Here is a 15,605-nt window from a genome sequence, read left to right as displayed (position 1 = left end):
GGGGCCCACTGAGAATCGTCTAGCTTGGTATAAGTCGCAATACCAAAGACGGCACAGTTGATGTAGGAACAAGACGACTCAGTGTAGGGTGGCAGGCATGCAATTGAGGTGTCAGACCCCGCGCGTATTGGTTGCAACTACGTAACAGCTGTGCGCTTGATGGCAGTTGCTTCGCAAAACGATACGGCTTGCAACAGTTTGCTTTCTTTTGGCGCACAGCCGTGGCTGCTATTGGCTACGCTGCGCACATAATTTGTGCACGCAGTTGCAGTGAGCAAGACAGCAAAGAAACAAGAAGAGGAACGCAAGGCTGATGACCGGCAAGAAAATGAAGCGCAGCATGGAAGTGGATACGGTAAGAGGCATCGCCTGCATCTTGCTGGTTCTGTTTCATGTAGTAGGGGATACGCCCTCAGTGGGCCTGAAGGTTCCGGAGGGGCACTGGTTGCAGATGTTCAATGAAGGGCTGGCCTATATCCGCATGCCGCTCTTCTCTTTCATCTCAGGCTATGTGTATGCATTTCGCCCCTATGAAGGCAATGCTGCTGAATTCATTAAAGGCAAGGTCCGGCGGCTGCTGCTCCCCCTGATTACGGTGGGAACTATTTTTGCCGTCGTGCAGGCCTTCACGCCAGGCGCCAACTCATCGGTCAACGAGTGGTGGCTGTTGCACATTGAGCCCGTGGGGCACTTCTGGTTTCTTGAAGCGCTTTTTATTGTCTTCCTGGTCGTTCTGCTGCTGGAACACCTCAACGCACTTTCTACTGCGGCCGGATTTGCGGTCGCCTGGGCGCTCAGCGCGGTGCTGTTTGACTACTTCAGCCCCCCCAACTATTTCGCCGCCCGCGGCGCTGTTTACCTTCTGCCTTTTTTCCTGGCCGGGCTTGCCTGCAAACGATTTGACATCGGAACGCCAAAGGCCCGGCTTGTGGCAGCGGCCGTATTTATTTGCGCCGCTACCGGGGCCATGCTTTTTCCGCAATTTTCCGAGCAGGGAAGTTCTGTCGCCGCACTGGCGCTCGGTGTCTCAAGTGCCTTTCTTCTTTTGCGGAGTGGCTGGAGTTTCGCGCCCCTGGCCTACATTGGATCCTTCTCATTTGCGATTTACCTGCTGCATGTTTTTTTTACGGCTGCGAGCCGTATCGCCTTCAGGAAACTGGGTATCACGGACACCTATGTCCTGATGACGCTGGGACTCGTCGCCGGGATTGCTGGTCCTGTCGTATCCGCGCTGCTCATCAGCCGGCACGCAGGCCTGAATCTGTGGCTGCTGGGAACTGTGCCGGGCAAGCCGAAACCCAATCCGAAGCCCGTGGTAGCAGCCTGAAGGATCGGGGCTCGGACCAGCGGCCCATTTTATTCTGGCGCCAAGCCGCTCATCACTGGCGGCGTCCTGGCGCCCCGATCAGTGACTCTGCCGCCGCGGCGAATCCTGAACGGCTCGAACGTCGGAGCAGAAGCCGTGCCGCCGGAGTTGCACGATACTTTTCTCCGAGCATCTTCCAAGTCAGCACCATCTGGCGGCTGCACGGAACGACTCCTCCTTCGAACTAAACTGCCTGACATACCGCAGGCAACCGGATCGGTGCGGGCATGCAGGCGAGTAACCTACAAAAAATGGAGACAACATACCCATGAATATCGTCATCACCGGTGGCGCCGGATTTCTCGGGGCCAGGCTGGCCCGGCAACTTCTGGACGCGGGGCAATTGGCTCTTGCGGGCAGCGCACCGCAAACCATCCGGACAGTGACACTGGTTGACAGGGTGGCGCCCCCGGCCGCGCTGGCCGCGGACAACCGCATTCGAACCATCACCGGCGATCTGAACCGGCTGCTGGAAGACGGTCATCCGCAAGCACTCGTGGTGACAGAAAAAGACACGCTGATATTCCATCTGGCGGCGGCGGTCAGCGGTGAATGCGAAGCGGATTTCGACCTTGGGATGCGCAGCAATGTCGACGCCACGCGTGCGCTGCTGCAGGCGTGCCGTGCCCTGAATACATCGCCCACCGTCGTATTCGCCAGTTCGCTTGCAGTGTTTGGCAATTCACCCGAGCAACCACTCCCGGCCGTCATCGATGACAGAACGCTTCCCACACCACAGAACAGCTACGGCATCCAGAAATTTATCGGCGAGCAACTGGTGGCTGATTACGCGCGCAAGGGTTTCATACGCGGGCGCAACGTACGCCTGATGACCGTGAGCGTACGGCCCGGAAAACCCAACGGTGCGGCATCGAGCTTTCTCAGCGGCATGATCCGGGAACCCCTGGCGGGGATCAGGGCGCAGTGCCCTGTGCCGCCCGAAACGGCCGTGGCTCTTGCGTCACCTGGCCGTACGGTTGAGGGATTGATTCGCGCTGCGCAAGCCAGCGACACCGAATGGGGTGCCCGCACAGCCGTCAACCTGCCGGCCCTCAAGACCACGGTCGGCGAAATGGCGCTGGCGTTGGCCCGGGTGGCCGGCAAAGATGCGGCGGATTTGATCGACTGGGTGTACGACCCTGTCATCGCAGGAATCGTGGGCAACTGGCCGGCCAATATCGACGCAGCACGCGCGCGGTCGCTGGGCCTGCTGCCTGACAGTGATTTTGAAAGCATCATCGCGGCGTACTTAAGCGAAAACCCGCGCACAACCGCTGGTGCATCGCGGCAATAATGCGTGTGCTTATGGTCGGAAAATCCTGATGCGGGACCGGCCCCAGTCGTCCACAGGATTCCCGGCCCGATCACCCAACGGAGACAAACAACATGAAGCTTTCAAAACTGATTATCGGTATGACGCTCGCAGCGGGATTCATGGCGTCTGCAAATGCACAGACCACCATGAAGATCAGCATTTCCACGGCCCAGAATTCGCATCAGGGCATTGCCATCGACACCTTTGCCAAAGAAGTCGAGAAACGCACAGCAGGCCGCTACAGGGTCCAGACCTTCTACAACGGAGCCCTGGGCGGCGAACGCGAATCCATCGAGGCCGTGCAGCTGGGCACCCAGGAGCTGGCCCTCTCCTCCACCGGCCCCGTACCCAACTTTGTCCCCGAGACCAAGATCCTCGACGTTCCCTTCCTGTTCCGGGACAAGGCGCACGCACGCGCCGTGCTGGACGGCCCCATCGGCCAGAATCTCCTGACCAAATTCGATGCCAAGGGCTTTAAGGCGCTGGCCTGGGCCGAGAACGGCTTTCGCCACATGACCAACAGCAAGCGGGATGTGAAAGTTCCGGAGGACCTGAAGGGACTGAAGATGCGCACCATGGAAAATCCGGTGCACATCGCCGCCTACAAAGGCCTTGGCATCATCACCACGCCCATGGCCTTTCCCGAAGTGTTCACGGCGCTGCAGCAAGGCACGGTCGACGGCCAGGAAAATCCCCTGTCTGTGATCATGTCCGCCAAGTTCGACCAGGTGCAAAAGCACCTTTCACTGACCGGTCACGTTTATTCACCCTGTATTTTTGTCATGAACAAGGCAGCTTTCGACAAGCTCAGTGCTGGCGACAAGACGGCATTCATTGACGCTGCCAAGGAAGCGACCAAGGCGAACCGGGCCCGCGTGGACCAGGACGATGCCAACGGTGTAGCCGAGCTGCGCAGCAAAGGCATGACCGTGATCGAAAACGTCGACAAGGCGAAGTTCGTGGCAACGCTGGCGCCAGTCAACGCCGAATTTGAAAAGCAGTTCGGCAAAGCCAACATCGACGCGATCAGGAACTACAAGTAAACCGTACCGCAGCTATTTTGCTACTTTTTTTGTAGCTACTTGCGCCCGCCACCATTGGTCTGCGGGCGTTTTCATTGAAATTTTCAATTCTCCTCATGTATCGGCGCATCCATGAAACAAGTATTTCTCCAACTTGAACGGTGGACCACCGGCTTCTCCATGCTGGTGGCCTGCGTGATGCTGGTCATCGCATCGGGGCTCGGCGTGTTCCAGATCCTGACGCGTTTTGTCTTCGAGCAGCCTGCAGAGTGGAGTGAAATTCTGATCCGCCTCAGCCTGATCTGGATGGTCTTTATGGGAATTCCCACGGCTTTCCGCCAGGGCGCCATGGTCAGCGTGGATGTGCTCTATCGCTGGAGCCCACCTCGCATCCGGCGGGTGCTGGACTGGCTGGTCTGCCTCGCCGCCCTGTTCCTCGTCGCAGTCATCGTCTGGTGGGGCTGGGACTATTCCCTTCGCGGGCGTGTGCAGTCCATGGCCGGCCTTGAATCCATTTCCATGTTTTGGGGCTATGTGGCCATGCCTGTCGGCGGCATGTTCTGCGTGATCGGCATCATCGGCAACCTGATCGACCCACAGCGGAATGAATTGGAAACCGCACAATGAGAACAAAAACTGGATTTCACCTTCAAGCAGGGGCCGCGGAACCGGCTTTGCCGGGCCGCAGGCGCGGCCCCAGAGGGGCTGGAGCCCGCGGCTCCAAGCCTGCCTGCGCAGGCTTGGACGGGCGACAGAGGCGAAGCGTCTCGCGAGCCGCGGCCTGCAAGGCCTCGCGCATTACACGAAGTGAAAAGCGTGGGGGCCAAGTATGACCGCGGTAATGATTTCCACCATGGTGCTGTGCTTTGCACTCACCGTTTCCGTGGCCGTTTCCATCGGCCTGGCGTCCATCTTCGGTATCCAGGCGTCCAACGCCAACATGCTGATTTCAGTCAAGGAGATGTTCTCCTCGATCAACAAGTTTCCGCTGGCCGCGATCCCCTTCTTCATCCTGGCCGGCAACCTGATGGAAACCGGCGGCATCTCGCGCCGCCTGGTCGAGTTCGCCAAAAGCATTGTGGGCGGCGTCCAGGGCGGCCTGCCCATGACCTGCGTGCTGACCTGCATGATTTTTGCGGCCGTGTCGGGCTCTTCTGTGGCCACTACTTTCGCCATAGGCGCCATCCTGATCCCGGCGCTCATCAAGCACGGCTACCCCACCGCCTACGCCGCAGCCCTGCAGGCCACCAGCGCAGAACTGGGCGTGATCATTCCGCCATCCATCCCCATGATTCTTTACGGCGTGAGCGCCGAGGTCTCGATCGGAGAACTCTTCATCGCCGGCTTCGGCCCGGGGCTTTTGATCGGCTGCGCGCTGATGCTGTTCGTGCACCTGTACTGCCGCTGGAAGGGCTGGGGCAAGCACGACGGCGACGGCCGCCTGAGCTTTGGCAAGGCGACCTGGCAGGCCAGCTGGGCGCTGCTGATGCCGGTGATTATTCTGGGCGGCATTTACGGCGGGATTTTCACGCCGACCGAGGCGTCGGCGGTGGCGGTGTTTTATGCGCTGGTCGTCGGCACCGTGATCTACCGCGAAATCAAGCCGGCCGACCTGTACGTCATCCTGCGCAAATCGGTGCTCTCCAGCGCCGTGATCATGTTCATCATCGCCAATGCCGGGTTGTTCGCCTTTCTGATCACCCGGGCCGGCGTGCCGGACGCCATAGGCCATTGGCTGGAAGCAGTGCTGCAATCGCCCGCCCTCTTCCTGCTCGGCGTTAACGCGGCGCTGTTCATCATCGGCATGTTCATTGAAACCAGCGCCGCCATCATTGTTCTGGCACCCATCCTGGCGCCAGTGGCTGTGCATTTCGGCATCGATCCGGTGCACTTCGGGCTGGTGATGGTGGTCAATCTTGCCCTGGGCATGATCACACCGCCTTTCGGCGTGAACCTGTTCGCGGCCTGCACCGTCGCCAGGATATCGCTGGACCGCATCGTGACCCACCTGATCCCCTTTGTGCTCGTCATCCTGGCTTGCCTGATGGTGGTCACTTACGTCCCGCAGCTGTCGCTGGCTCTGCGGGATCTCGTCTACGCAAAATAGCTTTTCGGACGGGATTCACGAGGCTGTCATTTTCAGCAGCCATGCTCGGGGTTTCATTTCAGGATGAAATCCATGCAGCTCCACAAAACCGACCGCGCCCGTGCCGAGCTCAAGCCCGGCGTGAGAACGCTAGGCCAGCGCGAGCGCACCCTGCTGCTGATGGCCGACGGCAGCAAGTCGGCCCAGGACTTCCGCCCGCTGTTTGAGGGCGACGGCGAAGCCATTGCCCTGCGCCTTTTGCGCGACGGCTTTCTGGAAGCCCATCCCGGCAAGACGTCCGCGCCGGCAAAAAACCCTGCGCCTGCACCCGCCCAAACACTCACGCCGGCGCAGTTACAGAACTTTCCCAGCCCCGAAACCACCCAGGCCATTCAGGTCTCTGCCGATCAATTTGAAGGCAAGCGCTCGCTTGCCACAACCCGGATGTTCCTGTTCGACATCTGCGAACGCATGTTCGCCCGGCGCAACCCGGAGATGGCCGAGCGCTTTCGCGAAGCGCTGCGCAATGCCAAAGACCGCGAGACCATGCTCAGCGCCTCGCGCGAAATGATCGAGGAAATCGAAAAAATCGCGGGCCACGAGCGCGCCGACTCCATCAGCGAGCGCATCGCCATGCTGCTGCCGCAGCACCAGGCCGCCTGATCGAGCCGACAGCGGCTTCCGTTACACTCAGCGGTGTCAGGAGAGAGTTTTCCTCGCGAAAACCGCCGAAGGCGCACGAGCACCCTGGGGGCACCCCCCTTGAGTAGCACTGAACGCTCAGGCAAAAGGACTGGCAACCGCCCTGCGGCGCACCACGCGGCAAGGCGTTCCCTACTGGAGAGAGGCCGCCTTTCACGGGCAGCCCACCGAAGGAGCAAGCCTGCATCGCCGGGTGAATCTCTCAGGTAAAGTGGACAGCAGGGGCAGCCCATGGATTGAGAACAAGTTCTTGCCATGACCGTGTTTGCCCCCTGGAGAATGCCTTGTCCGATTCGTCCACCTCTTCCGCCGCCCCCGAAACCTTGTTGAAAACGCCCCTGCATGACCTGCATGTGGAGCTTGGCGCGCGCATGGTGCCTTTTGCGGGCTATTCGATGCCGGTGCAGTACCCCGCGGGCCTGATGGCGGAACACCACCACACACGCCAGGCTGCCGGCCTTTTTGACGTGTCCCACATGGGCCAGCTACGCCTGGTGGGTGCTGATGCCGCAGTCGCGCTGGAATCCCTGATACCCGTTGATGTGATCGACCTGCCCGCCGGCAAGCAGCGCTACGGCCTGCTGTTGAACGACGACGGCGGCATCATCGACGACCTGATGTTCTTCAACCGCGACTACGCCAACGGCGGCGACCTCTTTGTCATCGTCAACGGCGCCTGCAAGGTCGGCGACATTGCACACATCCAGGCAAAGATCGGCTCGCGCTGCGAAGTCATCCCCATGCCGGAAATGGCGCTGATGGCGCTGCAGGGCCCACAGGCCGTCACTGCCTTGCAGCGCCTGGCGCCCGGTGTCGAAAAACTCGTATTCATGACCGGCGGCCGCTTCAGCGTGGCCGGCTGCGACTGCTTCATCACCCGCAGCGGCTACACCGGTGAAGATGGCTTTGAAGTCTCGGTGCCTGCTTCGCAAGCTGACGCACTCGCACGCGCGCTGCTCGCGCAACCTGAAGTCAAACCCATCGGCCTGGGCGCGCGCAATTCGCTGCGGCTGGAAGCGGGCCTGTGCCTCTATGGCAACGACATTGACACCACCACCACGCCGGTGGAGGCCAACCTCAACTGGGCCATGCAAAAGATCCGCCGCACCGGCGGCGCACGTGCCGGCGGCTTTCCGGGTGCGGACAAAATCCTGGCCCAACTGGCAGACCCCGCCCTACTCACCCGCAAGCGTATCGGCCTGGTGGCGCTGGAGCGCGTCCCTGTACGCGACCACACCGAACTGCAAAGCACCGACGGCATGGCTATCGGCGAAGTCACCAGCGGTTTGTTGGGCCCCACCATCAACCAGCCCGTCGCCATGGGTTACATCAAACCTGAGTTCGCTGCGCTGGGCACACGCGTGAACGCCATCGTGCGCGGCAAGCCGGTGCCCATGGAAGTGGCCGCCATGCCTTTCGTTCCCGCCCGCTACTACCGCGGTTAAGCACCAGATCAAGCTCCCCGTTTTATTCACCCCACTCAACCCCTGGAGAACCTCATGACCGTCAAATACACCGAAGACCACGAATGGGTCAAGATTGAAGGCAACGTCGCCACCGTCGGCATCACCGTGCATGCGCAGGATGCGCTGGGCGATGTGGTGTTTGTGGACCTGCCGGCTGTCGGCACCACCTTCGCCCAGAAAGAAACCGCCGGTGTTGTCGAATCCGTCAAGGCCGCGGCCGACGTGTATATGCCCTTGAGTGGCGAAGTCACCGAAATCAACGAAGCCCTAAGAGACGACCCATCTCTCGCTAACAGCGACCCGATGGGCGCCGGCTGGTTTTTCAAAGTCAAGCTGTCCGACCCAACGCAGCTTGACGCGCTGATGGACGAAACCCGCTACACCGCCTTCGCTGCCTGATTTTCTGACCGATTCTTTTTTCTGACTCCTGGCTGCCAAGCCTGACACGGGACCCGACATGTTGATGCAATCCGCCAAGCCCTTGGGCGATCTTGAAAACCCTGCCGAATTCATCGCCCGCCACATCGGCATCGATGACGCCGACGAAGTCCACATGCTCAGCATCGTGGGCTCGGCCTCGCGCCGCGCGCTGGTGGAAGGCATTGTTCCACGCTCGATTGCACGCAGCACCGCCATGGCCATCCCGGCCCCCGTCACGGAGGCGGCCGCGCTCAAGCAGCTCAAAGCCATCGCGGCCAAGAACCAGGTGTTCAAGAACTTCATTGGCCAAGGCTACTACGGCACCTACACGCCGGGCGTGATCCTGCGCAACATCCTCGAGAACCCCGCCTGGTACACGGCCTACACGCCCTACCAGGCTGAGATTTCGCAGGGCCGCATGGAAGCGCTGATCAACTTCCAGACCATGGTCTGCGACCTGACCGGCATGCCGATCGCCAACGCCTCCATGCTCGACGAAGCCACCGCCGCCGCCGAAGCCATGACCCTGGCCAAGCGCAGCGTGAAAAGCAAAAGCAATGTCTTCATCGTCGCAGGCGACTGCCACCCGCAAACAATTGAGGTGATCCAGACCCGCGCAAAGCCCTTGGGCATCGAGGTGAAGGTCAGCACGGCAGCCGTCACGGTGCCGCAACTGATGGCCGAAGGCAATTACTTCGGCGTGCTGGCGCAATACCCCGCCACCACAGGCAGCATCCATGACCTGCGCCCGCTGGCCGGCCAGGCGCATGTCGATGGCGCAGCCCTCTGCGTTGCGGCCGACCTGCTGGCGCTCACGCTGCTGGCCCCGCCCGGTGAATGGGATGCCGACATCGTGCTCGGCAACACCCAGCGCTTCGGCATGCCCATGGGCAACGGGGGGCCGCACGCGGCTTACCTTGCCTGCCGCGACGAATTCAAGCGCTCGCTGCCCGGCCGCCTGGTCGGCGTGACCATCGACAGCCACGGCAACCCGACCTACCGCCTGGCGCTGCAAACCCGTGAGCAACACATCCGCCGCGAGAAAGCCACCTCCAACATCTGCACCGCGCAGGTGCTGCCAGCCGTCATCGCCAGCATGTACGCGGTCTACCACGGCCCGCAAGGCCTCAAGCGCATCGCCGAGCGTGTGGCGGCCTATACGGCCATCTTCGTGCAGGGTCTCAAAGAGCTGGGCTATGAAATCACCAACACAGGCGCCTTCGATTCCGTCACGGTGAAGACGGGTGACGCTACCAATTTGATAGCTGACCGCGCACGTTCGGCGGGCGCCAACCTGCGTTTTCGCTTGAATAATCACCTGGGCGTGTCGCTGGACGAGACCACCAGCCGCAAGGACATCGAACTGCTCTGGTCCTTCTTCGCCAGGCCCGGCCAGACCGTACCCGTGGTCAGCGCTTTCGAAAAGGGCATCGAGTCGCTGATCCCCGCCGGCCTGCGCCGCACCAGCGCCTTCCTGTCGCACCCGGTGTTCAACACCCACCACTCCGAAACCGGCATGCTGCGCTACATCCGCATGCTGAGCGACAAAGATCTCGCACTGGACCGCAGCATGATTCCGCTGGGCAGCTGCACCATGAAGCTCAATGCCACCAGCGAGATGATTCCCATCACCTGGCCGGAGTTCGCCAACATTCACCCCTTCGCACCCGCAGACCAGCTGCAGGGCTATGCGGAACTCGACAAGCAGTTGCGCGACTGGCTGTGCCAAGCCACGGGTTATGCAGGCATCAGCCTGCAGCCTAACGCCGGCTCGCAAGGCGAGTACGCGGGCCTGCTGGTCATCAAGGCCTTTCATGAAGCCAAAGGCCAGGGTCATCGCAACATCTGCCTGATCCCTTCGTCGGCTCACGGCACCAACCCGGCCAGCGCCCAGATGGTGGGCATGACCGTCGTCGTGACCGCCTGCGACGCGCTGGGCAATGTCGACATGGCCGACCTCAAGGCCAAGTGCGAACAGCACAGCGCCAACCTCGCCTGCGTGATGATCACCTACCCCAGCACGCATGGCGTGTTCGAAACCCAGGTAAAAGAGCTCTGCGCCATGGTGCACAGCCACGGCGGACGCGTTTACGTGGACGGCGCCAACATGAACGCACTGGTGGGCGTGGCCGCGCCGGGCGAGTTCGGCGGCGACGTGAGCCACCTGAACCTGCACAAAACCTTTTGCATCCCGCACGGCGGCGGCGGCCCGGGCGTTGGCCCGGTGTGCGTGGTGGCTGACCTGGTGCCTTACCTGCCCGGCCATGCCACGGCCGGCATTCCCGTCAACGGCGTGGGGGCGGTTTCTGCGGCCCCCCTGGGTAACGCAGCGGTGTTGCCCATCAGCTGGATGTACTGCCGCATGATGGGACCAGAAGGGTTGACGCAGGCGACTGAAGTCGCCATCCTGAGCGCCAACTACATCAGCTCGCGCCTCAAGGACCACTACCCCACGCTATACGCCAGCGAGAATGGCCATGTCGCGCATGAATGCATTCTCGATCTGCGCCCGCTCAAGGAAACCAGCGGCGTCACCGCCGAAGACGTGGCCAAGCGCCTGATGGACTACGGCTTTCACGCGCCCACATTGAGCTTCCCTGTGCCCGGCACCCTGATGGTCGAGCCGACCGAAAGCGAAACCCTGGCCGAGCTGGACCGTTTCATCGACGCGATGATCGCCATCCGCGAAGAGATCCGAAAAATCGAAGCTGGCCAATGGCCGCAAGACAACAACCCGCTCAAGCATGCGCCGCACACCGCGGCCAGCCTGATGGGCGCTGACTGGGACCGCCCTTACTCCCGCGAAACCGGCGCCTTCCCATTGGCCTCGCTCAAGCAGGTCAAATACTGGCCGCCGGTGGGCCGCGTCGACAACGTTTACGGCGACCGCAACCTTTTTTGCAGCTGCGTGCCCGTGAGTGATTACGCCTGAGTTGGACGCTCACATCATCCTGATCGTCGCGGGGGCGGCGGCAGCGGGGTTTGTCCAGGGCCTGTCGGGTTTTGGCTTCAGCCTTGTCGCCATGTCTTTCTGGGCCTGGGCTATAGACCCGAAGCTGGCGGCTGTCATGGCGGTGTTCGGCGGCCTGACGGGCCAGGTCATGGCGGCCTTTACGGTCAGCCGCACAACTGACTGGAAGCGCCTGCTGCCGTTTCTGGCCGGCGGCCTGCTGGGGCTCCCGCTGGGTTTGCTGTTGTTGCCGCAACTTGACGTCCAGCTCTTCAAGCTGTTTCTCGGCATGCTGCTGGCGCTATGGTGCCCGGCCATGCTTTTTTCGGGCAAGCTCCCGCGCATTCACCATGGGGGCCGCGTCGCCGACGGCACGATTGGCGTTGCCGGTGGTTTCATGGGGGCCTTGGGTGGTTTCAGCGGTGTGATTCCGACACTGTGGTGCACCCTGCGCGGCTACGAAAAGAGTGCCCAGCGCGCCGTCATCCAGAACTTCAATCTGGCCGTGCTGACCGTCACCATGGCCAGCTATGTTGCCGCCGGCCTGGTCACGCGCGAAACGCTGCCCATGCTGGCCATCGTGGCGCCTGCTGCGCTCATTTGCGCCTGGCTGGGCGGGCGTGTTTACACGGGCATCAGCGACCTGGCCTTTCGCAGACTGGTGCTGAGCCTGCTGACCTGCTCCGGCGTGGCGATGCTGGTGTCATCCGTGCCGGAGTTGCTGCGGCGGATGGGCTAGGGCCTGTCATTTCAATAAAAACGCGAGCCGGCCCGCAGCTCACGAATGGCCCGAATCATGGTCGGAGCCAGCGCATTCCATTGCAAGGCCCGCAGTGATCGACGGTAACGCAGCCCGCTGCCCCCGAGGGATGCCGACACCAGTTCCAGAGGATCGCTCACCACGCACAGAAGCCGCGTGAGCATGGGGTCCTGCTCGGTAGGCACACCGCCGAGGAAGGCGTCGTTCTTTCCGTCCCACAGAAGCTGGGCATTGATGTGGATACCCCAGCCGCACTCCCAGCCGTTCGCTTTCAGGCGTTCGAGCGCCGCAGCCACGTATTCGGCATCGAAGATGTAGGTGTCGGTGCGCACCCAACGGCCCAGCCAGAACTCCGCCAGCGGCCGCGCCGCCGGCGTGGCCCGCGGGATCAGGCCGCGAAGCATCTCGCCGCGCATCTCCATGTAGCGCACACGGGCCGGGATGCCGGCGGAGCGCATCAGCGCGATCAGCAGCGTCACCTTGTCGTCACCGTCGCCTCCGCGCGCCTCAAGTACGTCGCGGGCGGTCGGGTACTGCAGCTTGATCCGCTTGGTATAAGGCAGGCGCTTGACGAAGCGATAGATAGCCAGTGCCTTGTCCCGGTCGGTGCGGCACAGCTGGACAATCGAGCGAGCCTTCAGGCGCAGCTTGGTGTCGTCCAGGTCCAGCAGGGGCGTTGTGCCAAGCCAGTCCTGCGGCCGGTCGCTGGCTCTTTGATGCAGCCGGCGGGGCGAATCGAATTGTGCGGCAAGTGCCACCATGGAACCACCGACGGAGTGAATGGTTTACGCATCGTAACCCCGGAGGCGCAATTGCGGCGAATTTCCGTTCCACGCCCGGGCGCTGAGGGACTGGCCCCTGGCATGAGGGCTCGCGGCGTCGGATGTTGCGCCGCAGCATGTCATCAAACGCAGGTGACCAGCCGGTGGTTCAGGCACCAGTGCCCAGGGTGCTTCCGGTTTCAGCTAACGCATTGCGCAGCTGGGTCTGTGCGATGGGCAGTTGCAGCGCCACGGCGCGCTCTAGCACGGGTGCCAGGCGGCGCAGCTTCTTCTGCGCGTGGTCCTTGGCAATGTCGGCCAGACGGTGTTCCAGAAACGGGTTGAGCAGGCGGTCGCGCAATTCCACCAGGTAGGCGTGGGCCTCGGGGCCTGTGCCCTCGGCGTCAAATACCGGCAGCACCTCGTCGGCCCACACGGCCTCCAGCGGGGTGCGCAGCGCCGGGGTGTGCATGGCCTGCATCACGGTCATGTCAGCAGCACCGCCCAGCAGCTGCCAGCGTTCGGCCAATATCGTGTGGCCCAGGTTCAGCAGCCAGAGCTTGCGTTGCTCGAAGGGGGCCAGTGCATCCGTCACCACCATGGCCGGGTGGCTGCAAGGAAGCACCATGCGCGGCTGGCGTTCGATGGCCCACAGCGCATAGGGCTCGGCCACTGCACCGGCGGGTTCCAGCGGAGACGACACGATGCGGTCCACCAGTGAATTGACCCACACGCAGTGCTCCCGCACATAGCGAAGGAAGGCGGGCGTAACGCCCCAGCTCTGTGCCAGCGTGGATACCAGGTTGCGCAGCGTGTCCCCGTTGCGGTTGACCAGTTCGCAGGGGTACAGCGTCAGGGGAGCCTCCGGCTGCTGCTGCCAGCGGTGGTGCAGAAGCGCCACCAGCTTGGCCGGGTAGCTGCGCGGCGGCGGCGTCGTCGTCGGGCTACGCAGCAGCGCCGCGGTGTCGGAGTCGTCCAGTGCATAGCCCATGTCCGCGGTGTTGGAGATGATGACCTGCACGGTGGTAGCCATGGCATCGCGCAACAGTGTCCAGTCGCGGCGGGCATGCCAGACGGCCTGTACTGCGTTCACTTGCACGGTTTCCTCGATACGCCGGCCATGTTGCATGCCGCGCAATTCGACGCGGTAGCCATGTGCCAGTGCCGCGGCGCGCGCGCTGCTCTGCGGGCTGTCTGTGCTCTGCACCACGGTTATGCCGCCCAGCGCCTGGCCCTGGGCCAGGGCCTCGGACACAAACAGGTCCGCATGCGCCTGCAGAAAGCGCCCGGTGCCAAACTGGAGGATGGGCGTGCTCACGTGGAGACTCCGGTCAGCATTCGATCAGCGCCTTGACGACGCCCTGCGTGGGGTCCAGCAGGGTGGCGAACTGGGCGGGTACATCGGCCAGGGCCATGCGATGAGTGTTGAGTGCTGCGGTGGGGATTTTGCCGCCCCGCATCGCCTCAAGCACCGTTTCGAAGTCTTCCATGGTGGCATTGCGGCTGCCCAGCAGCGTCGCTTCGCGTTTATGAAACTCCGGATCGGCGAACGTAATATTGTCCAGCACTATCGACACCAACACATACTTGCCGCCATGGGCAATGAACTGGAAGCCGCGCTCCATGGCCCTTGCGTTGCCCGTGGCGTCAAAAACGACATCGTAAAAATCTCCATCGGTCAGTGCGCGCAGCTCGTCCAGGTCGTTGTCACCTATCACAACACCCGCATGCGCCCCCAGGTGTTGTTTGCAGAATTCCACCCGCTCCTTTCGCGTGTCCAGCGCTGTGACCTGACCACCACGCAGGCCGGCGAATAGCAAGGCAGCCATGCCGATGGGGCCCGTCCCTACCACCAGTACACGCTGGCCGGGCTGCACGTCGGCGCGACGTACAGCGTGGGCACCAATAGCCAGAAATTCCAGCATGGCGGCCTGGTCCAGTGAGACACCCTCTGCCTTGCGCACAAACTGCGCGGGTACGTTGAGATACTCTGTGAAGGCGCCGTCGCGGTGCACGCCCAGCACCTGGATGTGGACGCAGCAGTTGGTCTTGCCCTGGCGGCAGGCTACACACCGGCCGCACGACAGGTAAGGCATGACGAAGACGCTGTCGCCGGCCTGAAGGGGGCCGTCCGCTGGAGCTTCCTCTACGGTACCCGCGATCTCGTGGCCCATGACGCGTGGATAGGCCAGGAAGGGTTGCTTGCCGGTGAAGATGTGCAGATCTGTGCCGCACACCCCCACGCGGCGGATGCGCAGCAGCACATCGCCTTCATTGCGGATGGGCATGGCCCCTTCGACCGTGCGCAGCACGCCGGGAGTTTCGCAAATGACTGTCAGCATAGATGTCCTTGGGTGGAAGTGGTTAGTCAATGTGGAATACGGATTCCATGGCGGCCCAGTGCTCGCCTGGGCCGCGGGTTTGAAGGGGGCGTTGGCAGGGGCCGCAGAGGGTCCACCAACGCTGCGTCTCAGCATCAGCGGCGATAGCGGCCATGTCCGCGTCAAAGTCCCGGCCGTGGTATTCCCAGTAGCCGAACAGCAGGTTTTCCGGCTCTCGCAGAAAAATGCTGTAGTTGCGCACCTGCGATTGGTGAATGCGCTGCAGCACAGCGGGCCAGACGGCCGCGTGCAGCCGCTTGTACTCGGCGATGTGCCGGGGGTCGATACCAATGACCCATCCCATTCGTTGCATGTCAATTTCCGTCTATATGTTGGCCAAGGTGGTAAAGGCGGCGCGCATTGCCGCCAAAGATGA

General features: G+C 62.2%; 14 protein-coding genes and 2 riboswitches. Of the genes, 10 read left to right on the top strand and 4 right to left on the bottom strand.

All coding sequences use genetic code 11. The features are described from left to right. The first annotated feature begins 313 nt into the window (after window positions 1–313). The 10 genes from AC1DU8_RS06270 to AC1DU8_RS06225 all read left to right on the top strand — a co-directional run bounded on the left by AC1DU8_RS06270 (window position 314) and on the right by AC1DU8_RS06225 (window position 12,066). The gene (locus tag AC1DU8_RS06270; protein ID WP_477726554.1) at window positions 314–1,327 is read left to right on the top strand and encodes an acyltransferase family protein; all 1,014 of its coding nucleotides are present in this window, start codon (window positions 314–316) and stop codon (window positions 1,325–1,327) included. A 307-nt stretch (window positions 1,328–1,634) separates the two neighbouring features. Then, window positions 1,635–2,660, top strand: coding sequence for a D-erythronate dehydrogenase (gene denD / locus AC1DU8_RS06265; RefSeq protein WP_477726553.1), 1,026 nt, complete (start codon window positions 1,635–1,637; stop codon window positions 2,658–2,660). Between the two features lie 92 nt (window positions 2,661–2,752). After that, window positions 2,753–3,724 (top strand): TRAP transporter substrate-binding protein, encoded by a 972-nt coding sequence (locus tag AC1DU8_RS06260; protein WP_457280140.1) that lies wholly within the window; start codon window positions 2,753–2,755, stop codon window positions 3,722–3,724. A gap of 111 nt (window positions 3,725–3,835) precedes the next feature. Further along, on the top strand, window positions 3,836–4,330 hold the full coding sequence (locus tag AC1DU8_RS06255) for a TRAP transporter small permease (protein WP_477665659.1): 495 nt from the start codon (window positions 3,836–3,838) through the stop codon (window positions 4,328–4,330). A 202-nt stretch (window positions 4,331–4,532) separates the two neighbouring features. Beyond that, a complete protein-coding gene (locus tag AC1DU8_RS06250) occupies window positions 4,533–5,810 on the top strand; it encodes a TRAP transporter large permease (RefSeq protein ID WP_477665658.1) in 1,278 nt (425 codons plus the stop codon). 72 nt (window positions 5,811–5,882) lie between these two features. Then, window positions 5,883–6,452 (top strand): hypothetical protein, encoded by a 570-nt coding sequence (locus AC1DU8_RS06245; protein WP_477665657.1) that lies wholly within the window; start codon window positions 5,883–5,885, stop codon window positions 6,450–6,452. 27 nt (window positions 6,453–6,479) lie between these two features. Next, a riboswitch (glycine riboswitch) is annotated at window positions 6,480–6,595 on the top strand. Between the two features lie 21 nt (window positions 6,596–6,616). After that, window positions 6,617–6,720: riboswitch (glycine riboswitch) on the top strand. A gap of 55 nt (window positions 6,721–6,775) precedes the next feature. Continuing rightward, complete coding sequence (gene gcvT / locus AC1DU8_RS06240; protein WP_457280136.1) at window positions 6,776–7,936, top strand: glycine cleavage system aminomethyltransferase GcvT; 1,161 nt, start codon at window positions 6,776–6,778, stop codon at window positions 7,934–7,936. A 54-nt stretch (window positions 7,937–7,990) separates the two neighbouring features. Then, window positions 7,991–8,356, top strand: a complete 366-nt coding sequence (gene gcvH, locus AC1DU8_RS06235; protein ID WP_457280135.1) for a glycine cleavage system protein GcvH — start codon at window positions 7,991–7,993, stop codon at window positions 8,354–8,356. Between the two features lie 58 nt (window positions 8,357–8,414). Next, window positions 8,415–11,309, top strand: a complete 2,895-nt coding sequence (gene gcvP, locus AC1DU8_RS06230) for an aminomethyl-transferring glycine dehydrogenase (RefSeq protein WP_457280134.1) — start codon at window positions 8,415–8,417, stop codon at window positions 11,307–11,309. A gap of 1 nt (window position 11,310) precedes the next feature. Beyond that, on the top strand, window positions 11,311–12,066 hold the full coding sequence (locus AC1DU8_RS06225; RefSeq protein ID WP_457280133.1) for a sulfite exporter TauE/SafE family protein: 756 nt from the start codon (window positions 11,311–11,313) through the stop codon (window positions 12,064–12,066). A gap of 11 nt (window positions 12,067–12,077) precedes the next feature. On the opposite strand, the gene AC1DU8_RS06220 is transcribed toward AC1DU8_RS06225, so the two are convergent. From AC1DU8_RS06220 to AC1DU8_RS06205, 4 genes are all read right to left on the bottom strand, one after another. Continuing rightward, window positions 12,078–12,845, bottom strand: coding sequence for a transglutaminase-like domain-containing protein (locus AC1DU8_RS06220; RefSeq protein ID WP_457280132.1), 768 nt, complete (start codon window positions 12,843–12,845; stop codon window positions 12,078–12,080). A 172-nt stretch (window positions 12,846–13,017) separates the two neighbouring features. After that, window positions 13,018–14,166: a mannitol dehydrogenase family protein gene (locus AC1DU8_RS06215; protein WP_457280131.1), complete on the bottom strand. Its 1,149-nt coding sequence runs from the start codon at window positions 14,164–14,166 to the stop codon at window positions 13,018–13,020. A gap of 13 nt (window positions 14,167–14,179) precedes the next feature. Then, a complete protein-coding gene (locus AC1DU8_RS06210) occupies window positions 14,180–15,190 on the bottom strand; it encodes a zinc-binding alcohol dehydrogenase family protein (RefSeq protein ID WP_457280130.1) in 1,011 nt (336 codons plus the stop codon). Window positions 15,191–15,212: 22 nt separating this feature from the next. Next, window positions 15,213–15,542 (bottom strand): L-rhamnose mutarotase, encoded by a 330-nt coding sequence (locus AC1DU8_RS06205; protein WP_457280129.1) that lies wholly within the window; start codon window positions 15,540–15,542, stop codon window positions 15,213–15,215. Between the last annotated feature and the right edge of the window lie 63 nt (window positions 15,543–15,605).

The organism is Polaromonas sp. P3_A5 (genome assembly GCF_056403055.1).
Note: the sequence above shows the minus strand (reverse complement) of the source record. Positions and strands in the feature narration are given on the sequence as shown.

Bases quoted from the DNA above. Each gene is read 5' to 3' on its own strand.
- AC1DU8_RS06270 (WP_477726554.1), top strand. From the start codon at position 314: ATGACCGGCAAGAAAATGAAGCGCAGCATGGAAGTGGATACGGTAAGA.
- denD (WP_477726553.1), top strand. From the start codon at position 1,635: ATGAATATCGTCATCACCGGTGGCGCCGGATTTCTCGGGGCCAGGCTG.
- AC1DU8_RS06260 (WP_457280140.1), top strand. From the start codon at position 2,753: ATGAAGCTTTCAAAACTGATTATCGGTATGACGCTCGCAGCGGGATTC.
- AC1DU8_RS06255 (WP_477665659.1), top strand. From the start codon at position 3,836: ATGAAACAAGTATTTCTCCAACTTGAACGGTGGACCACCGGCTTCTCC.
- AC1DU8_RS06250 (WP_477665658.1), top strand. From the start codon at position 4,533: ATGACCGCGGTAATGATTTCCACCATGGTGCTGTGCTTTGCACTCACC.
- AC1DU8_RS06245 (WP_477665657.1), top strand. From the start codon at position 5,883: ATGCAGCTCCACAAAACCGACCGCGCCCGTGCCGAGCTCAAGCCCGGC.
- gcvH (WP_457280135.1), top strand. From the start codon at position 7,991: ATGACCGTCAAATACACCGAAGACCACGAATGGGTCAAGATTGAAGGC.
- gcvP (WP_457280134.1), top strand. From the start codon at position 8,415: ATGTTGATGCAATCCGCCAAGCCCTTGGGCGATCTTGAAAACCCTGCC.
- AC1DU8_RS06210 (WP_457280130.1), bottom strand. From the start codon at position 15,190: ATGCTGACAGTCATTTGCGAAACTCCCGGCGTGCTGCGCACGGTCGAA.
- AC1DU8_RS06205 (WP_457280129.1), bottom strand. From the start codon at position 15,542: ATGCAACGAATGGGATGGGTCATTGGTATCGACCCCCGGCACATCGCC.